Source organism: Crossiella sp. CA-258035, assembly GCF_030064675.1.
Lineage (GTDB): Bacteria > Actinomycetota > Actinomycetes > Mycobacteriales > Pseudonocardiaceae > Crossiella.
Genome location: NZ_CP116413.1, coordinates 8,313,946 through 8,331,761 on the forward strand (window position 1 = coordinate 8,313,946; position 17,816 = coordinate 8,331,761).

At 72.2% G+C, this 17,816-nt stretch carries 14 protein-coding genes and 1 tRNA gene; 10 read left to right on the plus strand and 5 right to left on the minus strand.

Going from position 1 to position 17,816, the window contains the following annotated elements:
- The first annotated feature begins 13 nt into the window (after positions 1-13).
- Together N8J89_RS37535 and N8J89_RS37540 are read left to right on the plus strand one after the other, a co-directional pair.
- Positions 14-982, plus strand: a complete 969-nt coding sequence (locus tag N8J89_RS37535) for a hypothetical protein (RefSeq protein ID WP_283661664.1) — start codon at positions 14-16, stop codon at positions 980-982.
- 53 nt (positions 983-1,035) lie between these two features.
- Positions 1,036-2,211 carry a PQQ-dependent sugar dehydrogenase gene (locus N8J89_RS37540; RefSeq protein WP_283661665.1) on the plus strand — a complete coding sequence of 392 codons (1,176 nt, stop codon included), beginning with the start codon at positions 1,036-1,038 and terminating at the stop codon, positions 2,209-2,211.
- Here N8J89_RS37540 and N8J89_RS37545 read toward each other — a convergent pair.
- From N8J89_RS37545 to N8J89_RS37555, 3 genes are all read right to left on the minus strand, one after another.
- Positions 2,198-3,415, minus strand: coding sequence for an MFS transporter (locus N8J89_RS37545; RefSeq protein ID WP_283661666.1), 1,218 nt, complete (start codon positions 3,413-3,415; stop codon positions 2,198-2,200). The two genes, N8J89_RS37540 and N8J89_RS37545, sit on opposite strands and share 14 nt — an antisense overlap.
- Positions 3,416-3,424: 9 nt before the next feature.
- Positions 3,425-4,024 (minus strand): TetR/AcrR family transcriptional regulator, encoded by a 600-nt coding sequence (locus N8J89_RS37550; protein WP_252481303.1) that lies wholly within the window; start codon positions 4,022-4,024, stop codon positions 3,425-3,427.
- 368 nt (positions 4,025-4,392) lie between these two features.
- Entirely contained in the window at positions 4,393-5,352 is a 960-nt protein-coding gene (locus N8J89_RS37555; protein WP_283661667.1) for an acyl-CoA desaturase, read from the minus strand.
- 219 nt (positions 5,353-5,571) lie between these two features.
- Between N8J89_RS37555 and N8J89_RS37560 the strand changes: the two genes are divergently transcribed.
- The 7 genes from N8J89_RS37560 (at position 5,572) to pth (ending at position 12,903) form a co-directional block, all read left to right on the plus strand.
- Complete coding sequence (locus tag N8J89_RS37560) at positions 5,572-6,759, plus strand: alpha/beta hydrolase family protein (protein WP_283661668.1); 1,188 nt, start codon at positions 5,572-5,574, stop codon at positions 6,757-6,759.
- A gap of 139 nt (positions 6,760-6,898) precedes the next feature.
- Positions 6,899-6,969, plus strand: a tRNA-Gln gene (locus tag N8J89_RS37565).
- Positions 6,970-7,123: 154 nt separating this feature from the next.
- Positions 7,124-8,770: a GGDEF domain-containing protein gene (locus N8J89_RS37570; protein ID WP_283661669.1), complete on the plus strand. Its 1,647-nt coding sequence runs from the start codon at positions 7,124-7,126 to the stop codon at positions 8,768-8,770.
- Positions 8,771-8,850: 80 nt separating this feature from the next.
- Positions 8,851-10,338 carry a bifunctional UDP-N-acetylglucosamine diphosphorylase/glucosamine-1-phosphate N-acetyltransferase GlmU gene (glmU, locus tag N8J89_RS37575; protein WP_283661670.1) on the plus strand — a complete coding sequence of 496 codons (1,488 nt, stop codon included), beginning with the start codon at positions 8,851-8,853 and terminating at the stop codon, positions 10,336-10,338.
- Between the two features lie 7 nt (positions 10,339-10,345).
- Positions 10,346-11,326, plus strand: a complete 981-nt coding sequence (locus N8J89_RS37580) for a ribose-phosphate diphosphokinase (RefSeq protein ID WP_502868517.1) — start codon at positions 10,346-10,348, stop codon at positions 11,324-11,326.
- 306 nt (positions 11,327-11,632) lie between these two features.
- Entirely contained in the window at positions 11,633-12,241 is a 609-nt protein-coding gene (locus N8J89_RS37585; protein WP_283661671.1) for a 50S ribosomal protein L25/general stress protein Ctc, read from the plus strand.
- An 83-nt stretch (positions 12,242-12,324) separates the two neighbouring features.
- Positions 12,325-12,903: an aminoacyl-tRNA hydrolase gene (gene pth, locus N8J89_RS37590; protein ID WP_283661672.1), complete on the plus strand. Its 579-nt coding sequence runs from the start codon at positions 12,325-12,327 to the stop codon at positions 12,901-12,903.
- On the opposite strand, the gene N8J89_RS37595 is transcribed toward pth, so the two are convergent.
- Positions 12,900-14,486 carry a fatty acyl-AMP ligase gene (locus N8J89_RS37595; protein ID WP_283661673.1) on the minus strand — a complete coding sequence of 529 codons (1,587 nt, stop codon included), beginning with the start codon at positions 14,484-14,486 and terminating at the stop codon, positions 12,900-12,902. The genes pth and N8J89_RS37595 overlap by 4 nt on opposite strands.
- Before the next feature lie 33 nt (positions 14,487-14,519).
- Between N8J89_RS37595 and N8J89_RS37600 the strand changes: the two genes are divergently transcribed.
- Positions 14,520-14,936 carry a histidine phosphatase family protein gene (locus tag N8J89_RS37600; protein WP_283661674.1) on the plus strand — a complete coding sequence of 139 codons (417 nt, stop codon included), beginning with the start codon at positions 14,520-14,522 and terminating at the stop codon, positions 14,934-14,936.
- Here the strand turns inward: N8J89_RS37600 and N8J89_RS37605 are convergent.
- A complete protein-coding gene (locus tag N8J89_RS37605) occupies positions 14,902-17,793 on the minus strand; it encodes an AfsR/SARP family transcriptional regulator (RefSeq protein ID WP_283661675.1) in 2,892 nt (963 codons plus the stop codon). The genes N8J89_RS37600 and N8J89_RS37605 overlap by 35 nt on opposite strands.
- Positions 17,794-17,816: the final 23 nt, after the last annotated feature.

The following is a 17,816-nucleotide window of genomic DNA, read 5'->3' on the forward strand; positions in this document are numbered from 1 at the left end:
GGAAAGGGCACACATGTCTGCCACACCATGGGGCCGGGTCGTGCTGCGCGGAGTCGGGGTGACCGTCGCGGTGGCCGCCGCGGGTCTGCTGACCGCCACCGCCGCGCTCGCCGCCCCGACGAAGGCCGCCGAGCGCACGGCGGTCACCTCCTACGAGTTCGTCAGCCAGTCCGGCGACTGGGTCGGCGGCGGCCAGACCCGCTCCTACCAGGCGCCGACCGACAAGTTCCGGTTCACCGGCAACGCCGAGTACCTGACGCTGTCGGTGGACTCCGCCGACGGCCGCGAGTGGTGGTCGGTCACGCTGGCCGCGCCCAAGGGCGAACGGCTGCGGCCGGGGATCTACCGCGACGCCGAACGCGCCCCGTTCCGCACCGGGCGCGCGCCCGGCCTGGACGTGGGTGGCACCGGCCGCGGCTGCAACCAGGTCTGGGGCCAGTTCGCCATCGACCAGATCGAGACCGACAGCAGCGGCGCGGTCAGCGTGCTGGAGGCCGGCTTCACCCAGAACTGCGAGGGCCCGGACGCACCGGCGCTCAAGGGCAAGGTGAAGTACCAGGCGTTCCCGCTGGGCTACAAGTTCGCCAGCGACCCCGGTGACTACATCGGCGGCGGCGTGACCAAGGCCTACTCCGGTTCCACCACGGTGTTCACCATGGGCGGCACCGTGGCCAACGGCCTGAGCCTGGGCGTCTCCGGGCAGCGCGACGGCTGGCACGTGGAGCTGGCGGCCCCGCGCGGTGAGTCGCTGAAGGTGGGCAAGTACCTGGACGCGCAGCGGTCGGCCTTCCGCGAGGACGGCCACCCCGGCATCGACATCGGCGGCAACGGGCGCGGCTGCAACAAGATCAGCGGCTCGTTCGAGATCACCGAACTGGTGACCAACCCGGACGGCACGGTCAAGGCGCTGGCCGCGACCGTGGAGCAGCACTGCGAGGGTGGCACCCCCGCGCTGCGCGCCACCATCAACTACTACGCCTGAGCCGATCCGGACGTTCACGTCGAGACCACAGCCGATGCCCCACCCTGGGGCGCATGAACTCGCGGCTCGCGGTCATCGGTGTGGCGGTCCTGCTCACGGCGGGCTGCGCGGGCGGGGTGGGCGGCACGGCGCCGTCCACCTCGCCCGCGCCGGGCCTGGCGGTGGAGGTGGTCACCGACAAGCTCACACACGGCTGGGAGATCGGCTTCCTGCCCGGTGGCCAGGTGCTGGTCAGCCAGCGGCCAGGACGGCTCACCCTGCTGTCCGGGTCCAAGCCGGGGGCCACCGCCACCGAGGTCAGCGCCGACTTCGCCGACGTGCTGGTGCGCGGCGAGGGCGGGCTGATGGGCCTGGTGGTGCACCCGGACTTCGCCACCTCGCGGAAGTTCACCACCTGCCAGACCCACCAGCAGGGCGACCGGGCGGTGGACGTCCGCCTGGTCACCTGGACGCTGGCCGCGGACGGCCGCAGCGCTGCCAGGAACCCCGAGCCGCTGCTCACCGGGCTGCCGGTGATCAGCAGCGGGCGGCACTCCGGCTGCCGCCTCCAGCTGGCCCCCGACGGCGCGCTGCTGGTCGGCACCGGCGACGCGGCGCAGCCCGCGGCCGCGCAGGACCGGCAGGGGCTGGGCGGCAAGGTGCTGCGGATCGACCTGAACAACGGCGCGCCCGCGCCGGGCAACCCGTTCGCCGCCGCGGGCAACGCCAGGGAGCGGCTGATCTACAGCTTCGGGCACCGCAACGTGCAGGGCCTGGCGGTGCGGCCGGGCGGGGACCAGGTCTTCGCCGCCGAGCACGGGCCGACCCGCGACGACGAGGTCAACCTGGTCAAGGCGGGCGCGAACTACGGCTGGGACCCGTCCCAGGGCGGCACGGTGACCAGCTACGACGAGAGCGTGCCGATGACCGACACGGAGCGGTTCCCGGACGCGGCGCCCGCGGTGTGGAGCTCGGGCGCGAGCACCGTGGCGGTGTGCGCGGCGGACTTCCTCAGCGGCGCGGACTGGGGCGAGCTGGACGGCGTGCTGGCCATGACCACGCTCAAGGGCAGCAAGCTGCTGCTGCTCAGCCTGGACGAGGCGGGCGCGGTCAAGTCGGTGGCCGCGCCCAAGGAGCTGGACGACACGCACGGCCGGCTGCGCGCGGCCCGGCGCGGCCCCGACGGCGCGCTGTACGTGACCACCAGCAACGGCACCGGGGACAAGCTGCTGCGGATCACCCGGCGCTGAGCGCGGGCGAGGTGTTGCGCAGCCCGCGCACACTGCGGCTGGCCAGCATGAACAGCGTGGCCAGCGCGATCACCCCGGCCGCGGCGAACAGCGTCTCGGTGACCCCGAAGGCGTGTGCGGCCGGTCCGATCGCGATCTCGCCGATGGGCACCGCGAGGAAGGAGCCGATCGCGTCGTAGGAGTACACCCTGGCCAGCCGGTCGGCCGGGATGTGCTGCTGCATGGAGGTCTCCCAGGCCACCCCGAACTGCTCCAGCCCGACCCCGGCCAGGAAGGCCATGATCACCAGCGTCCAGGTCTGCGGGCTGATCGCCAGGGTCAGCGGCAGCACCACGTCCAGCAGCATGCAGGCGCAGCCGACGAACAGCAGCCTGCGCACCCGCAACCGCATCGCGACCACCGCGCCCACCGCCATGCCCGCGGTCTGCGCGGCCAGCACCAGCCCCCAGGCCGAGCGGCCGATGGTCGCGTCGGCCACCGCCGGGCCGAGCACCTGGAGCACGCCGACCACGGCCGCGTTGAGGAACATGAACCCGACCACGACCACCCACACCCAGCGCCGGGAGACGAACTCCCGCCAGCCCTCGGCCAGCTCCCGGACCATGCTGGTGCGCTCGGTGGCGGGCGCGGCGCTGGGCACCCGGATCAGCAGGAAGCACAGCCCGGCCAGCGCGAAGGTCAGCGCGTCCAGCGCCAGCCCCCAGCCCGGCCCGACCACCGCGACCAGCAGCCCGCCAGCCGAAGCGCCGACGATCTTGCTGCTGCTGACGCCGAGCCGGACCAGCGCGTTGGCCTGCTGCCAGGACTTCGCCGGCGCGGTCTGCGGGGTGATCGCGGCCGAGGCCGGCCAGGAGAAGGCCACCGCCACGCCGTTGACCGCGGCCAGCACCGCCACCATCGGCACCGTGGCCGAGGCGGTGATCACCAGGAAGGCCAGCGCGCCCTGGCTGAGCGCGCTCACCGCGCTGCTGCCCACCAGCACCAGGTGCCGGGGCAGCCGGTCGGCGACCACGCCGCCGAAGAGCAGGGAGAGCACGGACATGAACGAGCGCAGGCCCACGACCAGCCCCAGGGAGACGACCGAGCCGGTGAGGTCGAGCACGGCGAAGGCCAGCGCGATGGTGGCCACCGAGTCACCCAGCTGAGTGATCACCCGTCCTGCGGTCAGCAGCCGGAACGCGGGGTACCGCAGGGGCGCGAACACCCGGTCAAGTTACCGAGAGATGGTCAGCTTCGGCGCCGGATCCAGGTGTGACAAACCCTTCCAGGACAGGTTGACCAGGTGCGCGGCCACCTCTTCCTTCTTGGGCTTGCGCACCTCCAGCCACCACTGCCCGGTGAGCGCGACCATGCCGACCAGCGCCTGGGCGTAGAGCCCGGCCAGCTTGGGGTCGTAGCCGCGCGCGGAGAAGTGCAGGCCGAGGATGTGCTCGACCTGGCTGGCGATGTCGTTGAGCAGGCTGGAGAAGCTGCCGGTCGCACTGGCCACCGGCGAGTCCCGGACCAGGATGCGGAACCCGTCGGTGGACTCCTCGATGTAGTCCAGCAACGCCGTTGCGGCGTGTTCCAGCAGCTCACGGGGGTGCGTGGCCTGGGAAAGCGCGCCGATGACACCTTCCAGCAGCAGGTCCATCTCGCGGTCCACCACCACCGCGTAGAGCCCTTCCTTGCCACCGAAGTGCTCGTACACCACCGGCTTGGACACCCCGGCCCGGTGCGCGATCTCCTCGATGCTGGCCGCGTCATAGCCCTTTTCGGCGAACAACGCCCTACCGACCTCGAGCAGCTGTTGCCGCCGCTCCTTGCCGGTCATGCGCACACGCGCTGGCGGGCGCGCTGCGGCGACATCCGTCTGCGCCCGCTCGCGTCGTCGTGCTGCCATCACTCCCACCCTAGATGCTTTCCCGCCCACAAGACGTCGGCGGCCCAGTTCACGCCACTGGTGAACTGGGCCGCCGACCCAAAACTGCCGGTACGCCCGCCCCCGAACGGCCCCGGCCAACCTGTTGCGCAAGAGGCGTGGCGCGCCAGCGACACGCCGGGCTCTTGGCATCGCGGTGGGTTTGATTTTTCGCGTCGCCTTGTCGTGCGTCCGACGCATCCGAAGCTTGCTTCGCGTGCGGCGGATGCACGACGAGGCGACTCAAGAGCGAAAAATCCCGCGCGCGGAGCGCGCCAATGTCACTGCTCCGTCACGGTGATCCGCGCCAGCCGCTGCTCGGTGGGCCACCGCACCGAGTAGGCCCACCCGAACTTCTCGAAGATCCAGATGATCCGCGCCGACGTGTCCAGCTGCCACTTCCGCACCCCGTGCCGGGCGCAGGTCGGGTCAGCGTGGTGCAGGTTGTGCCAGGACTCGCCGAAGCTCAGGATGGCCAACGGCCAGAAGTTCGCCGCCTTGTCCTTGGACTTGAACGGCCGATCCCCGATCAGGTGGCAGATCGAGTTGGTCGACCAGGTCACGTGGTGCAGGAAGCCCACCCGGACGATGCCCGCCCAGAAGAACGCGGTCAGCGCGCCCCACCAGGACCAGGTGATCAAGCCACCCAGCACGCCCGGCAGCACGAAGGTGAGCAGGGTGAACAGCCCGAAGAACCGGTCGACCGCGCGGATGTCCTTGTCCGCGAGCAGATCGGGCGCGAACCGCTCGGCGTTGGTCTTGTCCCGGTTGAGCGTCCAGCCCATGTGCGCGTGCCAGAAGCCCTTGGTCAGGCCCCAGGGCGTGGTGCCGTGCAGCCACGGCGAGTGCGGGTCGCCCTCCTTGTCGGAGAAGGCGTGGTGCCGCCGGTGGTCGGCCACCCAGTGCAGGATCGAGCCCTGCACCGCCATCATCCCGGCGACGGCCAGGCCGATCCGCAACGGGCGTTTGGCCTTGAACGAGCCGTGCGTGAAGTGCCGGTGGAAACCGATCGTCACGCCGAGCCCGGAGAGGTAGTAGAAGAACACGGCGAGGCCGATGTCCACCCAGCCCAGTCCCCACCCCCAGGCCAGCGGCACGGCCGCGATCAGCACCAGGGTCGGCAGGATCACGAAGGCACAGATGGTGATGTGCGCGGTGGTGGAGCGCGGTGCGCCCAGCATCGGCTTGGGGCCGCGCGCGGCGTCCTCGGTGGTGGTGGGAGTCTCGACGGTGGTCGTCATTCGATAGCTACCTCAGCGATGTGGGGGAAGGTCGAGGCGGTTCGGCACCCAACTTACGGGACCGTAACTTACGCCAGCGTAAGTAAGGCCAACCAAACTCGCCAGACCTGGTGGCACAGGTCTCGGTGTGTCTGGTTCCCCGGGCGTGTCGGTTCACTCCGATGTGACCCCAAGCTCACCTGAACGGCGCTTGCTCGACATGATCAGGACAATGCGCTGGTGGAGAACACCTCGGTCCGCCTGGACCCACCAGCCGCGCCGCCCCGCCGCACCGGACGGCGGATCGTGGCGGCGGTGCTGGCCGCCCTGCTGACGCTCACCCTGGGCGCGGGCGCGGTCGGCTGGTACTACAGCGGGGAGCTGCTCGTCCCCTACTCGGGTGAACCGCAGTTCCGGGACACCGTGCTGGCCAGCACCACCGCGACGGTGACCCTGGAGGACACCGAGAACTCCCGGCAGCCGGGCACGTTCACGCTGGTCTGGCCGGGTGGCGCGGCCAGGGTCGGGGAGATCACCCGGCGCTCCGGCGAGCAGGTGGAGCGGCAGCTCGTCGACGGCGTGCCGGTGCCGGTCGGGACCAGGGTGCGCTTCGACAACGACGTGTTCAACGGCGACCCCAAGCAGGCCCTCGGGCTGGACTTCAGCACCGTGTCCGTGGCCTCCGAGCTGGGCCCGATGCCGGCCTGGCTGGTGCGGCCGGAACCCGCCAGGGACACCGGGCTCTGGGTGGTGCAGGTGCACGGGCGGGGCGCCAGCAGGGACGAGACGCTGCGTGTGGTGCCGGCACTCCGGAAACTCGGATTGGCCAGTCTTTCGGTTACTTACCGCAATGACAAAGGCGCGCCAATTTCACCCGATGGGCTGTATCACCTGGGCGACTCAGAATGGCGGGACGCGGAAGAGGCGGTGCGGTTCGCGCTGGGGAACGGCGCCCGCCGGGTGGTGCTGTTCGGTTACTCGATGGGCGGGGCGATCATCGGCCAGCTGCTGGCCCGCTCCCCGCTGGCCGGGCAGGTGGCCGCGGTCGTGCTGGACGCACCCGTGCTGAGCTGGCGGAAGACCCTGGACTGGCAGGCCAGCGAGCGCGGCCTGCCGCAGTTCCTGACCCCGATCGCGGAGGTGGTCTCCCGCTGGCGCTCCGGCATCGACTTCGACCGGCTGGAGCTCATCGAGCGCCCGCCCGCGACCAAGCCGCCCACCCTGCTCATCCACGGCGCGGCCGACGGCACGGTGCCCGTGCAGGCCAGCCGCGACCTGGCCGAACAGGCCAGGCGGCTGGGCTGGCCGCTGGAGTACCAGGAGGTCCCCGGCGCCGACCACGTGGCCGCGTGGAACCTGAATCCCGCCGCGTACGAGCAGCGGATCAGCGGCTTCCTCAGCCGGACGCTCGCCCTGCCCCCGTCCTGACCTGCGCGGCGACCGCCCAGGGCCACGGTCCGCCCAGTCGCCGACCTGATGTTCATTTGTGGCAAACCCAGCCGGATGTCACAGCGCGCGGGCTGGATATGTAACGATGTCCGGGCGGACGCGCAGCCGGTGTCCGTGATCCGCCGTGGTGTAACGGCAGCACCTCGGATTTTGGTTCCGATGGTCCAGGTTCGAATCCTGGCGGCGGAGCGGTGCGGACTCGGGGGAGGGTCCAACCCGAACGGTGGACAACCGGCGGCTATGCGACACGTCAGTAAGGGGGTGTGCGCCACTGTCCTCGGAAACGGTCGACAGGCGGGACGGCCCCTTGCCCACGCGTTCTGAGCTCTCCGAAGCGTGGTTGGTGGGGCGTGCCCGCGAACTGTCCGCCGTCGCGCAGAACAGCGAGCTGGGCACCCAGCTCAACGCCGCCCAGGAGACCGACGAGCTGCTCACCGAGGCCCAGCGGCGCGGTGAGCCCTGGATGGTCGGCGAGATCCTGCGCTGCGCCGCCGTGGTCCGCCTGGTCACCCCCAGCATCGCCGACGACGCGGAGCCGTTGCTGGAGGAGATGATCGCGCACACCCGCAGGCACGGGCTGCTCGTGCTGGAGGCCGACGCGCACGCGCTGTCCGGCCGCCGCGCGCTGATGGCCGACCGCGAGGACGCCGCGCTCTCCTCCATCGCCAAGGCGCTGGCCATGCTCGACGACGAACCCGCGCCGGACGCGCTGCTGCCGCGCCGCCAGTGGGACCGGCTGCTGGTCTCCGCGCTGGTCGACATCGGCCTGGTGCTCACCCAGCTCGGCGTCTACGACATGGCCGACCGGGAGCTGGCCAAGGCCAACCAGCACATCCGGCACTCCGGCGGCCCGCACGACATCGCGGTGCACCTGATCAACCGGGTCCGCCTGCAGCTGGGCTGGGGCCTGCGGCTGGAGCGGGTGGACAAGGACGAGGACGCGGTGGACCGCTTCGCCACCGCCTCGGCCATCGCGGTCGCGGTGGAGGGGCCGTGGCGGGAGTCGCTGTTCCCGCGCCGCACCGACCTGCCCGCGGCCGCCCAGGTGCCGGTGCTCGGCGCCGCGCACGCGCTGGCCCGGCCAGGGCTGGAGCACGTGGACCGGCTCAAGGAGCTGCTCGACGTGTCCATGTACCCGCCCGAGCTGATCATGACCTCGATCGCGCTGGCCCGCTCCCTGGCCGAGGGTGACCGGCACGAGGAGGCGCTGTTCGCGCTGACCAAGGTGCGCATGCAGCTGGAGCACGACACCTCCGAGCCCTCGCTGCGGCTGTGCCTGGTGCGCGAGTTCGCCCGGTTGTCCGGGCCGGACTCCAGGGCCACCAACACCGCGCTCTCGGAGTACGCCAACGAGCTGGAGAACGAGCTGTGGGGGCTGGCCCGCACCCGTGAGTCCACCCTGCGCACCCGGCTGGACCACGAGCGGCTGACCCGCAAGCACGGCGCGATGGCCCAGCAGGCGCTGCAGGACCCGCTCACCGGCCTGCCCAACCGGCGCGCGCTGGACGAGCGGATGGACACCCTGTTCAACGCGCCGGGCGCCTACCCGCTGTCCATCGCGCTGATCGACCTGGACGGGTTCAAGGGCGTCAACGACCGGTACTCCCACGCCGAGGGCGACGACGTGCTGCGCGCGGTGGCCAGCACGATCAGGGACGCGCTGCGCGGGGACGACCTGGTGGCCCGCTACGGCGGCGACGAGTTCGTGGTGCTGCTGCCGGGCGCGCCCATCTCGGCCGCCGAGGCCGCGCTGAACCGCGCGGTGGACGCGGTGGACCGGCTGCCGGCGCACCTGTCGAGGGGGGTCACCCTCTCCATCGGCGTCGTCGCCGTGTTCCCGCAGGAAAGCCCAGGTCAGGCCCTGTCCAGGGCGGACTCGGCGATGTACTGCGCCAAGCGCGAGGGCGGCAACCGGGTCTCCGGCGGCCCGGCCGAGGGCCCGCTGGAGAGCTACAGCCACCCCGGACTGCTCCCGCCCGTCGCCCCGTAGGATCGTCGGGGCGCGGCCCCCCGTCGCGGGGTGGTCCGCACCTCGACCTCCACACGACGGCAGGCAGGGAGATCCACCCCATGCTCCAGGGCGACGTCGGCCCCATCACCGCGATCGTGCTCGCCGCAGGCGAAGGCACCCGCATGCGCTCGGCCACCCCGAAGGTGCTGCACCGGCTGGCCGGTCGCACCCTCGTCGAACACGCGGTGCGCGCCGCGGCCGAGCTGGGCCCGGACCACCTCGCGGTGGTGGTCGGGCACGGCAGGGAGGCGGTGCGGGACCACCTCGACACCGTCGGCAAGGCGCTGGACCGGGAGATCCGGACCGCGGTGCAGGAACAGCAGAATGGCACCGGGCACGCGGTCAGCTGCGCGCTGGAGGCGCTGCCGGCCGACCTGGCCGGGGTGGTCGTGGTGACCTACGGCGACGTGCCGCTGCTGGACGCGGAGACCCTGCGCGGCCTGCTCGCCGAGCACCGGCACGCGGGCAACGCGGTCACCGTGCTCACCGCGAAGGTGGCCGACCCGACCGGCTACGGCCGGATCGTGCGGGACACCACCGGGGTGGTGACCGCGATCGTGGAGCAGAAGGACGCCGACGAGGCGCAGCGGGCCATCCAGGAGATCAACTCCGGCGTGTACGCCTTCGACGCGGACGTGCTGCGCGGCGCGATCGGCAGGCTGTCCACCGACAACGCCCAGGGCGAGCTGTACCTGACCGACGTGCTCTCCATCGCCCGCGGCGACGGGCTACGGGTGGGCGCGCTGGTCAGCGGGGACGCCTGGCTGGTGGAGGGCGTCAACGACCGGGTGCAGCTGGCCAGGCTGGGCGCGGAGCTGAACCGGCGGCTGCTGGAGCGCTGGATGCGCGAGGGCGTCACCGTGATCGACCCGGCCTCGGTGTGGCTGGACGCGGACGTGGTGCTGGCCCGCGATGTCACCCTGCATCCCGGCGTGCAGCTGCGCGAGGGCGTGCGGGTCGGCGAGGGCGCGGAGATCGGCCCGGACACCACGCTGGCCGACTCGGTGGTGGAGGCGGGGGCCAAGGTCATCCGCACGCACGGGTCCGGCGCGGTGATCGGGGAGAACGCCGTGGTCGGGCCGTTCGCCTACCTGCGGCCGGGCAGCAGGCTCGGGGTCAAGGGCAAGATCGGCGCGTTCGTGGAGACCAAGAACGCGACCATCGGCGAGGGCTCCAAGGTGCCGCATCTCACGTACGTGGGGGACGCCACGATCGGTGAGTTCTCCAACATCGGCGCCGCTTCAGTTTTCGTGAACTACGACGGCGTCAGCAAGCACCACACGACGATCGGCTCGCACTGCCGCACGGGCTCGGACACCATGTTCATCGCGCCTGTGACCATTGGCGATGGGGCCTACACGGCGGCCGGGTCGGTGATCACCAACGACGTGCCGCCGGGGGCCATGGCGGTGGCAAGGGCCAAGCAGCGGAACATCACCGGATGGGTGGAGCGCAAGCGCCCCGGCACCGCCGCGGCTGATGCTGCCGCGCGAGCACTCGCTGTCACCAGCGATGATGGGGGCAAACACCAGCCAAACGGGGAGTGAAATGACCGTGAGCGCGATGTCGGCGACCCCCAAGAAGAGCTTGATGCTCTTCTCCGGGCGCAGCCACCCCGAGTTGGCCGACGAGGTGGCCAAGCACCTGGACGTGACGGTGACCCCGCAGGCGGCCTACGAGTTCGCCAACGGAGAGATCTTCGTCCGGTTCGAGGAGTCGGTGCGCGGGTGCGACGCGTTCGTCATCCAGAGCCACTGCGAGCCGATCAACACCTGGGTGATGGAACAGCTGATCATGGTGGACGCGCTCAAGCGCGCCAGCGCCAAGCGGATCACCGTGATCATGCCGTTCTACCCGTACGCCAGGCAGGACAAGAAGCACCGCGGCCGGGAGCCGATCTCGGCCCGGCTGATCGCCGACCTGTTCAAGGTGGCCGGGGCTGACCGGATCATGACCGTGGACCTGCACACCGCGCAGATCCAGGGCTTCTTCGACGGTCCGGTGGACCACCTGCTGGCGATGCGGCTGCTCGCCGACTACGTGGGCGAGAAGTACTCGGGACGGGACATCACGGTCGTCTCCCCCGACTCCGGCCGCACCAAGCTCGCGGAGAAGTGGGCGGACACCCTCGGCGGCTGCCCGATCGCGTTCATCCACAAGACCCGCGACCCGCTCAAGCCGAACGAGGTGGTGGCCAACCGGGTGGTCGGCGAGGTGCGCGGGCGGCTGTGCGTGGTGATCGACGACATGGTCGACACCGGCGGCACCATCGCCAAGGCAGCCGACCAGCTGCGGGCCGAGGGCGCGGCGGACGTGATCATCGCGGCCACCCACGGCATCCTCAGCAACAACGCGCCGAAGAAGCTCACCGAGTGCGGCGCCAGCGAGGTCATCTTCACCAACACGCTGCCCATCCCGCCGGAGAAGCAGTTCCCCGGCCTGAAGGTGCTCAGCATCGCCCCGCTGCTGGCCAAGGCCATCCACGCGGTGTTCGAGGACGGCTCGGTGACCAGCCTGTTCGACGGTCACGCCTGAGCCTTCCCGGCTCGTTCCGTCACGCGCCGGGCGCCCCCTCGCAGGGGTGCCCGGCGCGTGTTTCGTAAGGGGCGTCTGGCCGGAGGACCCGGATGGCGGTACCCCCGATTGGGACCTGCGGCCCGTACAGGCATACACTGGTTGGGTTGCCTCGGCGAGGGTGTTCTTCTCGCGGCTCCGTGATCGACGCGGCGGCGTTCAATCGCCGCGCGTTGTCATTTCTTTGCCGCGCTGGGTACGCCGCCGCAGGTCACCACACACGACTGAGATTTATTCTGCCCGACGTCATGCAAGGAGAGCATCGCCGTGTCCGAGGTCCGTCTCGCAGCTGAGCCGCGCACCGAGTTCGGCAAGGGCGCCGCTCGCCGTACCCGCCGCGCTGGAAAAATTCCCGCGGTGCTTTACGGCCACGGCTCCGATCCGAAGCACGTAGCCCTTCCGGCCCTGGAGTTCGCCCGCGTCGTGCGTGAGCACGGCACCAACGCGGTGCTGACCCTGGACCTGGGCGGTGCCGCCAACGAACTGGCGCTCACCAAGACCGTCACCACCCACCCGCTGAAGAACTACATCGAGCACGTCGACCTGCTGCTGGTCAAGCGGGGCGAGAAGGTCACCGTCGAGGTGCTGCTGGTCATCACCGGCGACGCCGTGCCCGGTGCCCTGGTCACCCAGGAGATCTCCCAGCTCCTGGTCGAGGCCGACGCGCTGAACATCCCCGAGCAGGTCGAGGTCTCGATCGCGGGCGTCCAGCCGGGCACCCAGATCCACGCCTCGGACGTGGTCCTGCCCGAGGGCGTGACCCTGGGCATCGACCCGGAGGCCCTCGTGGTCAACGTGGTCGCCGCGCCGACCGCCGAGCAGATGGAGGGTGGCGCCGAGGAAACGGCCGCCGCCGCCGAAACCACCGAGAGCTGAGCCCTCGACGTCGGGCATCATGCTGGACGGCGCGCTGCCCCACCGGGGCGGCGCGCCGTTGGCATCTTCCAGGAGGGACACCGGTGAGCGAGGACGACCTGTTGCTGGTGGTGGGTCTGGGCAACCCCGGCCCGCAGTACGAGGGCAACCGGCACAACATCGGCTTCCTGGTGCTGGACGAGCTGGCCGGCCGGACCGGCGGCAAGTTCAAGTCGCACAAGGGCGGCGCATCCGTGCTGGAGGGCAGGCTGGGCGGCGCCAGGGTGGTGCTGGCCAAGCCGCGCTCCTACATGAACCTCTCCGGCGGCGCGGTCGCGGGCACCGCGCGCTTCTACAAGGTCGACCCGGCCCGGATCGTGGTCGTGCACGACGAGCTGGACCTGCCCTTCGGCACCATCCGGCTCAAGCTCGGCGGTGGCGAGAACGGCCACAACGGACTCCGGTCCATCTCCAAGTCGCTGGCCACCAAGGACTACCTGCGGGCCCGCTTCGGCATCGGCCGCCCGCCCGGCCGCCAGGACCCGGCCGACTTCGTGCTGAAGGACTTCTCCAGCGTGGAGCGCAAGGAGCTGGCGTTCCTGATCGACCAGTGCGCGGACGCGGTCGAGTCACTGGCCGCCGAGGGTCTGGAAGCCGCGCAGAACCGCTTCCACGCGCTCTAGGCCAGCCACTCCGCCAGTCGCTCGCGGACCTCGCTGCGGCGCAGCTTGCCCGAGGGCGTCTTGGGCAGCTCGCCCGGCGGCAGCACCACCACCGCGTTCGGCCGCACGCCCAGGGCGTGCACGACCTCGGCGGCCACGTCCTTGCGGATCCGCCGCTCCACCTCGGCCTCGCCCGCCCTGCGTGACTCGACCACCACGGCCAGCCGTTCCCGTCCGTTGCCCGCCCAGCGCACCGCGACCGCGTTGCCGGCGCGCACGTCCTTGGCGGCGCAGGCGGCCCGTTCCACGTCGGTGGGGTAGATGTTGCGGCCGCCCAGGATGATCACGTCCTTGCGCCGGCCGCAGACCACCACCTGGCCGCCTGCCAGGTAGCCCTCGTCGCCGGTGGCCAGCCAGCCCTCGGCGTCCTGGGTGGCCAGCGGGCCGTGCACGGTCAGGTAGCCCGCGGTCACCGCGTCGCCGCGGACCTGGAGCTCGCCGATCTCGTGCTCGGGCAGCACCCGGCCGTCCTCGCCCACCGCGCGCACTTGAAGTCCGGGCAGCGGCGGGCCGAGCAGCGGGAAGCCGCGCACCTCGTCCACGGCCACGCCGGTCTCCAGTGGCGCGAAGGACACCGCGAGGGTGGCCTCGGCCATGCCGTAGGCGCACAGCACGCACTCCGGGCGCATGCCGAAACGGCCGCCCTGCTTGGTGAACTCCTGCATCACGTCCGGGTCGATGGGTTCGGCCCCGCTGAGCGCGATCCGCAGCCGGGACAGGTCGAACCGGTCCTGGTCGTCCACTTTGGACAGTTGCCGGGCGAAGACCGCGTAGCCGAAGTTGGGCGCGGCGGTGATGGTGCCGCGGTAGGTGGTGATCAGCTCGGGCCAGACCAGCGGCGAGCGCAGGAAGTCCACCGGGGTGATCTTGACCAGCTCCATGCCCACGGTCATCGGCACGGTGAGGAAGCCGACCATGCCCATGTCGTGGAACAGCGGCAGCCAGGACACCATCACGTCGGTCTCCGGCGCCAGCCCGGCCGCGGTGTGCATGGCCCGGATGTTGGCGATCAGGTTGGCGTGGCTGATCACCACCGCCTTGGGCTCGGCGGTGGAGCCGCTGGTGAGCTGGAGCAGCGCCGCGTCCTCCTCGTCGACGAGCACCGGCTCAGCGGGCGCACCAAGAGCGAGCTCCACCACCGGCAGCACCCGGATGCCGTTGTCCCGCAAGGGTTCGGCCAGTGCGGCGAAGGTCTCGTCCAGCACCACCGTGCGGGCGCTGATCATGCCGAGGGTGCGCACGGTGTCCGCGGCCCAGGCCACCAGGTCGGTGCGCGGGGTCGGCTGGTGCAGCATGGTCACGCTGGCCCCGCTCAGCCAGATGCCCTGCACCGCCTGGGCGATCAGCGCGGGATCGGCGGCCAGCACACCCACCGCGTCCCGAGGCGCGACCCCGGCGGCCAGCAGCGCGCCGGCGATCCGGCGGGCTTGCTGGTGGACCTCCGACCAGGTGCGGCGGATCGGCGCCTGCGGGGCGCCCGTGGTGATCCCGCGCTGGGTCTCCGCCGCCGCGGTCGCGACCATCGTCTCAACGAACCGGCTCACAGCATCGAAAGTAGCGCGAGTTAGGGTCCTCCGGTGGTGCTGAACCGATCTTCCGCCGATACGGCCGAACTCCTCGTCGGCACGGCCAAGAAGGTGATCGCGGACCTGAGCGAGCTCGACGCGGACGGCACGCCGAACCTCAAGGTCTACGCGGAGATGATGGCCGACCACCCTGACCTGGCGCTCTACGAGGTCACCTTCTACCCGGAGCGCTGGGAGTCGGTGGTCGGGCGGGACGGTCCGGGCGCGGCCGAGTCGGACGTGGAGTTCGCCGCCAGGGCTGCCGAGGAGTTGCAGCAGCTGGTCCGCGAGCACCGCGGCTTCGACGCGCCGCGCTGCCCCGGCCACGAGCACGCGGTGACGCCGGTGGCCGCGGAGACCGCGCGCTGGACCTGCCCGGCGGACCCGGACCACTTCAGCGCGGCGATCGGCGAGTACCACCGGCGCTGAGCTCGGCCTCGAACCGGGAGCCCAGCGCCGCCCGCAGCCGCCGCTCGATCCGGTCCACGTCCTGGCGCTCGGCAGGCGGCAGCGGCGCGCTCGCGCGCAGGGCGGTGGCCTCGCCGAGCAGCCTGGCCCCCTCCGCCGGGTCCTCGGCCACGCCGGCCAGTCCTTCCAGGGCCAGTGCGATCGCGCGCGGCTCGCCGATGTCCTCGGCGAGGGCCAGCCCTTCCCGGTGCAGCGCGCGGGCGGTCTGGGCCTGGCCCCGGCATTCGGCGATGAAGCCCAGCTCGGCCAGCAGCAGCGGGGTGCCGTAGTAGGGCTGGGCCAGGCCGCGGTGCCAGGCCAGCGCCGCGCCGAGCAGTTCGGCCGCGGTGTCCAGGTCGCCCTGACGGCGGGCGCCGAGGCCGAGGCCGACCCTGGCGAAGGCCTCGGCGAACGGGTTGGCCTGCGCGAGGGCCAGCTCCAGCGCGTGCTGGTGGCACTCGGCGGCGCGGGCGTGCTCGCCGGTGAGCAGCGCGATCCGGCCGAGACCGGAGTGCCGGTAGGACACCACGGTCCACAGCCGCAGGTCCTCGGCCAGGCGCAGGCCGCTGGCGTGCAGGTCGGCGGCCGCCGGGTAGTCACCGGCGATCTCGGCGGCGTAGGCCAGCACGTCCATCGCCTGCAACCGGCCCCAGTCGTCGCCGAGCTCGGTGAACAGCGCCAGGCCGCGCCGCCCTGCCGTCTCGGTGGCGGCCAGGTCGCCGTCGAAGAGGGCCAGCTTGGCCCTGGCCACCAGGGTGGCCGCGGTCAGCCAGGGGTCGCCGGAGGTGTCGGCGAGCAGCCGCCGGGCCGCGGCGGTCTGGCCGAGGTGCAGGTGCGCCCAGGCCAGGAACCAGGTCGCCAGTGGACTGTCCACTGTGGACTGTTCAGGAGTGGTTGTGCCGATGAGCAGGGCGAAACCGGCCCGCCAGGCGCCGGTGGTGGCCGCCTGTGCCTGGTGGCACTGGCCGCGCAGGAACCAGTGCCAGGCCAGTGCGTCGCTCAGCCGCTGGGCGGTCGGCGGGTCGGCCAGGTCCAGCGCGGCGCGCAGGTTGGCGGACTCGGTGTCCAGCCTGCGCAGCCAGTCCCGCTGGGCCGGGCCGCGCAGGTCGGCCTGTTCGGCGAGCGCGGTGTAGTGGGCCAGGAACCGGCGCTGGACCTCGGGCTGTTCGCCGGAGTCGGCCAGCCGGGTGCGGGCGTAGGCGGCGATGGACTCCAGCAGCCGGTAGCGCGGGCCAGGCAGGGCGAGGAGCAGCGAGCGGTCCACCAGACTGGCGAGCGCGTCCAGCAGGTCCAGGCCGGGTTCGGCGCAGACCGCCTCGGCCGCGGCCAGGTCGGCGCCGTCGGCGTGCACGGACAGGCGGCGCAGCACCGTGCGCTCCGGCTCGGTGAGCAGCTCCCAGCTCCAGTCGATCACCGCCCAGAGCGTGCGCTGGCGGGCCGGTGCGGCCCTGGATCCGTTGGCCAGCAGGCGGAACCGGTCGTCGAGGCGCTCGGCGAGCAGCCGGACGCCGAGTGCGCGCACCCTGGTCGCGGCCAGTTCCAGGGCCAGCGGCAGGCCGTCCAGCCGGGTGCAGACCGCGGTGACCGCGGCCGGATCGTCCAGCACCCCACCGGTGGCGGCCACCCTGGCGGTGAACAGGCTGACCGCGTCGGCCAGGGCCAGCGGCTCGACCTCGTGCCGGGTCTCCCCCGGCAGCCGCAGCGGTTCCCGGCTGGTGGCCAGCACCCGCAGGCCCGGCGCGGCGCGCAGCAGCTCGGCCGCCTGCTCGATGAGGTGCTCGCAGTTGTCCAGCAGCAGCACCAGGTTCCGGCCGCGCAGCGCCTCGGCCAGCCGGTGCGCCGGGTCGCCGGACTCCGTCCTGATGCCCAGCACCCCGGCGATGGTGGCCGCGATCGAGCCGGTGTGCCCGGCCAGCTCGACCAGCCAGACCCCGTCCGGCGCGGTCAGCTCGCGGGCCACGGCCAGCGCCAGGCTGGTCTTGCCGACCCCGCCGGGCCCGGTGAGGGTGAGCAGCCGGGTGCCGCCGAGCAGCTCCCGCACCGCGCGCACGGCCTCGTCGCGACCGATCAGACCGGTGAGCGGCGCGGGCAGGTTGCCGTTGCGGGACTGGGGAATCAGCGCTGGGTCCTGGCTGAGCATCGCCTGGTGCAACGCGGCCAGCTCGGGACCGGGGTCGGCCCCCAGGTCCTCGGCGAGGTGGCGGCGCAGCTCCGCGTACCCGGCCAGCGCCTCGTGCTGGCGACCGGCGCGGTAGAGCGCGCGCAGGTGCGCGGCCCGCAGCCGTTCGCGCAGCGGGTGCGCGCGGACCTGGGCGCTCAGCTCGTCGGCGAGCCGGTCGTGTTCGCCGAGGGCCAGCCGGGCCTCGGCCAGCTCCTCCAGCGCGGTCAGCCGGAGCTCCGCCAGCCGCGCGCGGGCGGCGCGGGTGAACTCCGCGTCGGCGAACTCGGCGAAGGCCGGTCCGCGCCACAGCTCCAGCGCCTCGGCCAGCAGCCCGGCCCGGACGCCGGGGTCGGTGCTCCCGGCGGCCTGGCGGGTCAGATCGGTGAAGCGGTCGGCGTCCACCTCCGCCGCCTGGAGCCGGTATCCGGCGGGTCCGTGGGCGACCGCGTCCCTGCCGAGCACCCGGCGCAGCTGGGAGACCTTGGTCTGCAAGGTGTTCAGCGGATTGTTCGGCGGCTGCCCGGCCCAGATGTCGTCGATGAGCCGGTCCGCGGTCACCGGGCCGCCGTCGTGGGCCAGCAGGGCGGCCAACAGGGCACGGACCTTCGCCTCCGGCACCCGCACCGGATCGCCGGCCGGGGTCCGGACCAGCAGTTGTCCCAGCACGGCGAAACGCATGCGCTCACGCTAGCCGTGCGAGA

Bases quoted from the DNA above. Each gene is read 5' to 3' on its own strand.
- N8J89_RS37535 (WP_283661664.1), top strand. From the start codon at position 14: ATGTCTGCCACACCATGGGGCCGGGTCGTGCTGCGCGGAGTCGGGGTG.
- N8J89_RS37540 (WP_283661665.1), top strand. From the start codon at position 1,036: ATGAACTCGCGGCTCGCGGTCATCGGTGTGGCGGTCCTGCTCACGGCG.
- N8J89_RS37550 (WP_252481303.1), bottom strand. From the start codon at position 4,024: ATGACCGGCAAGGAGCGGCGGCAACAGCTGCTCGAGGTCGGTAGGGCG.
- N8J89_RS37555 (WP_283661667.1), bottom strand. From the start codon at position 5,352: ATGACGACCACCGTCGAGACTCCCACCACCACCGAGGACGCCGCGCGC.
- glmU (WP_283661670.1), top strand. From the start codon at position 8,851: ATGCTCCAGGGCGACGTCGGCCCCATCACCGCGATCGTGCTCGCCGCA.
- N8J89_RS37605 (WP_283661675.1), bottom strand. From the start codon at position 17,793: ATGCGTTTCGCCGTGCTGGGACAACTGCTGGTCCGGACCCCGGCCGGC.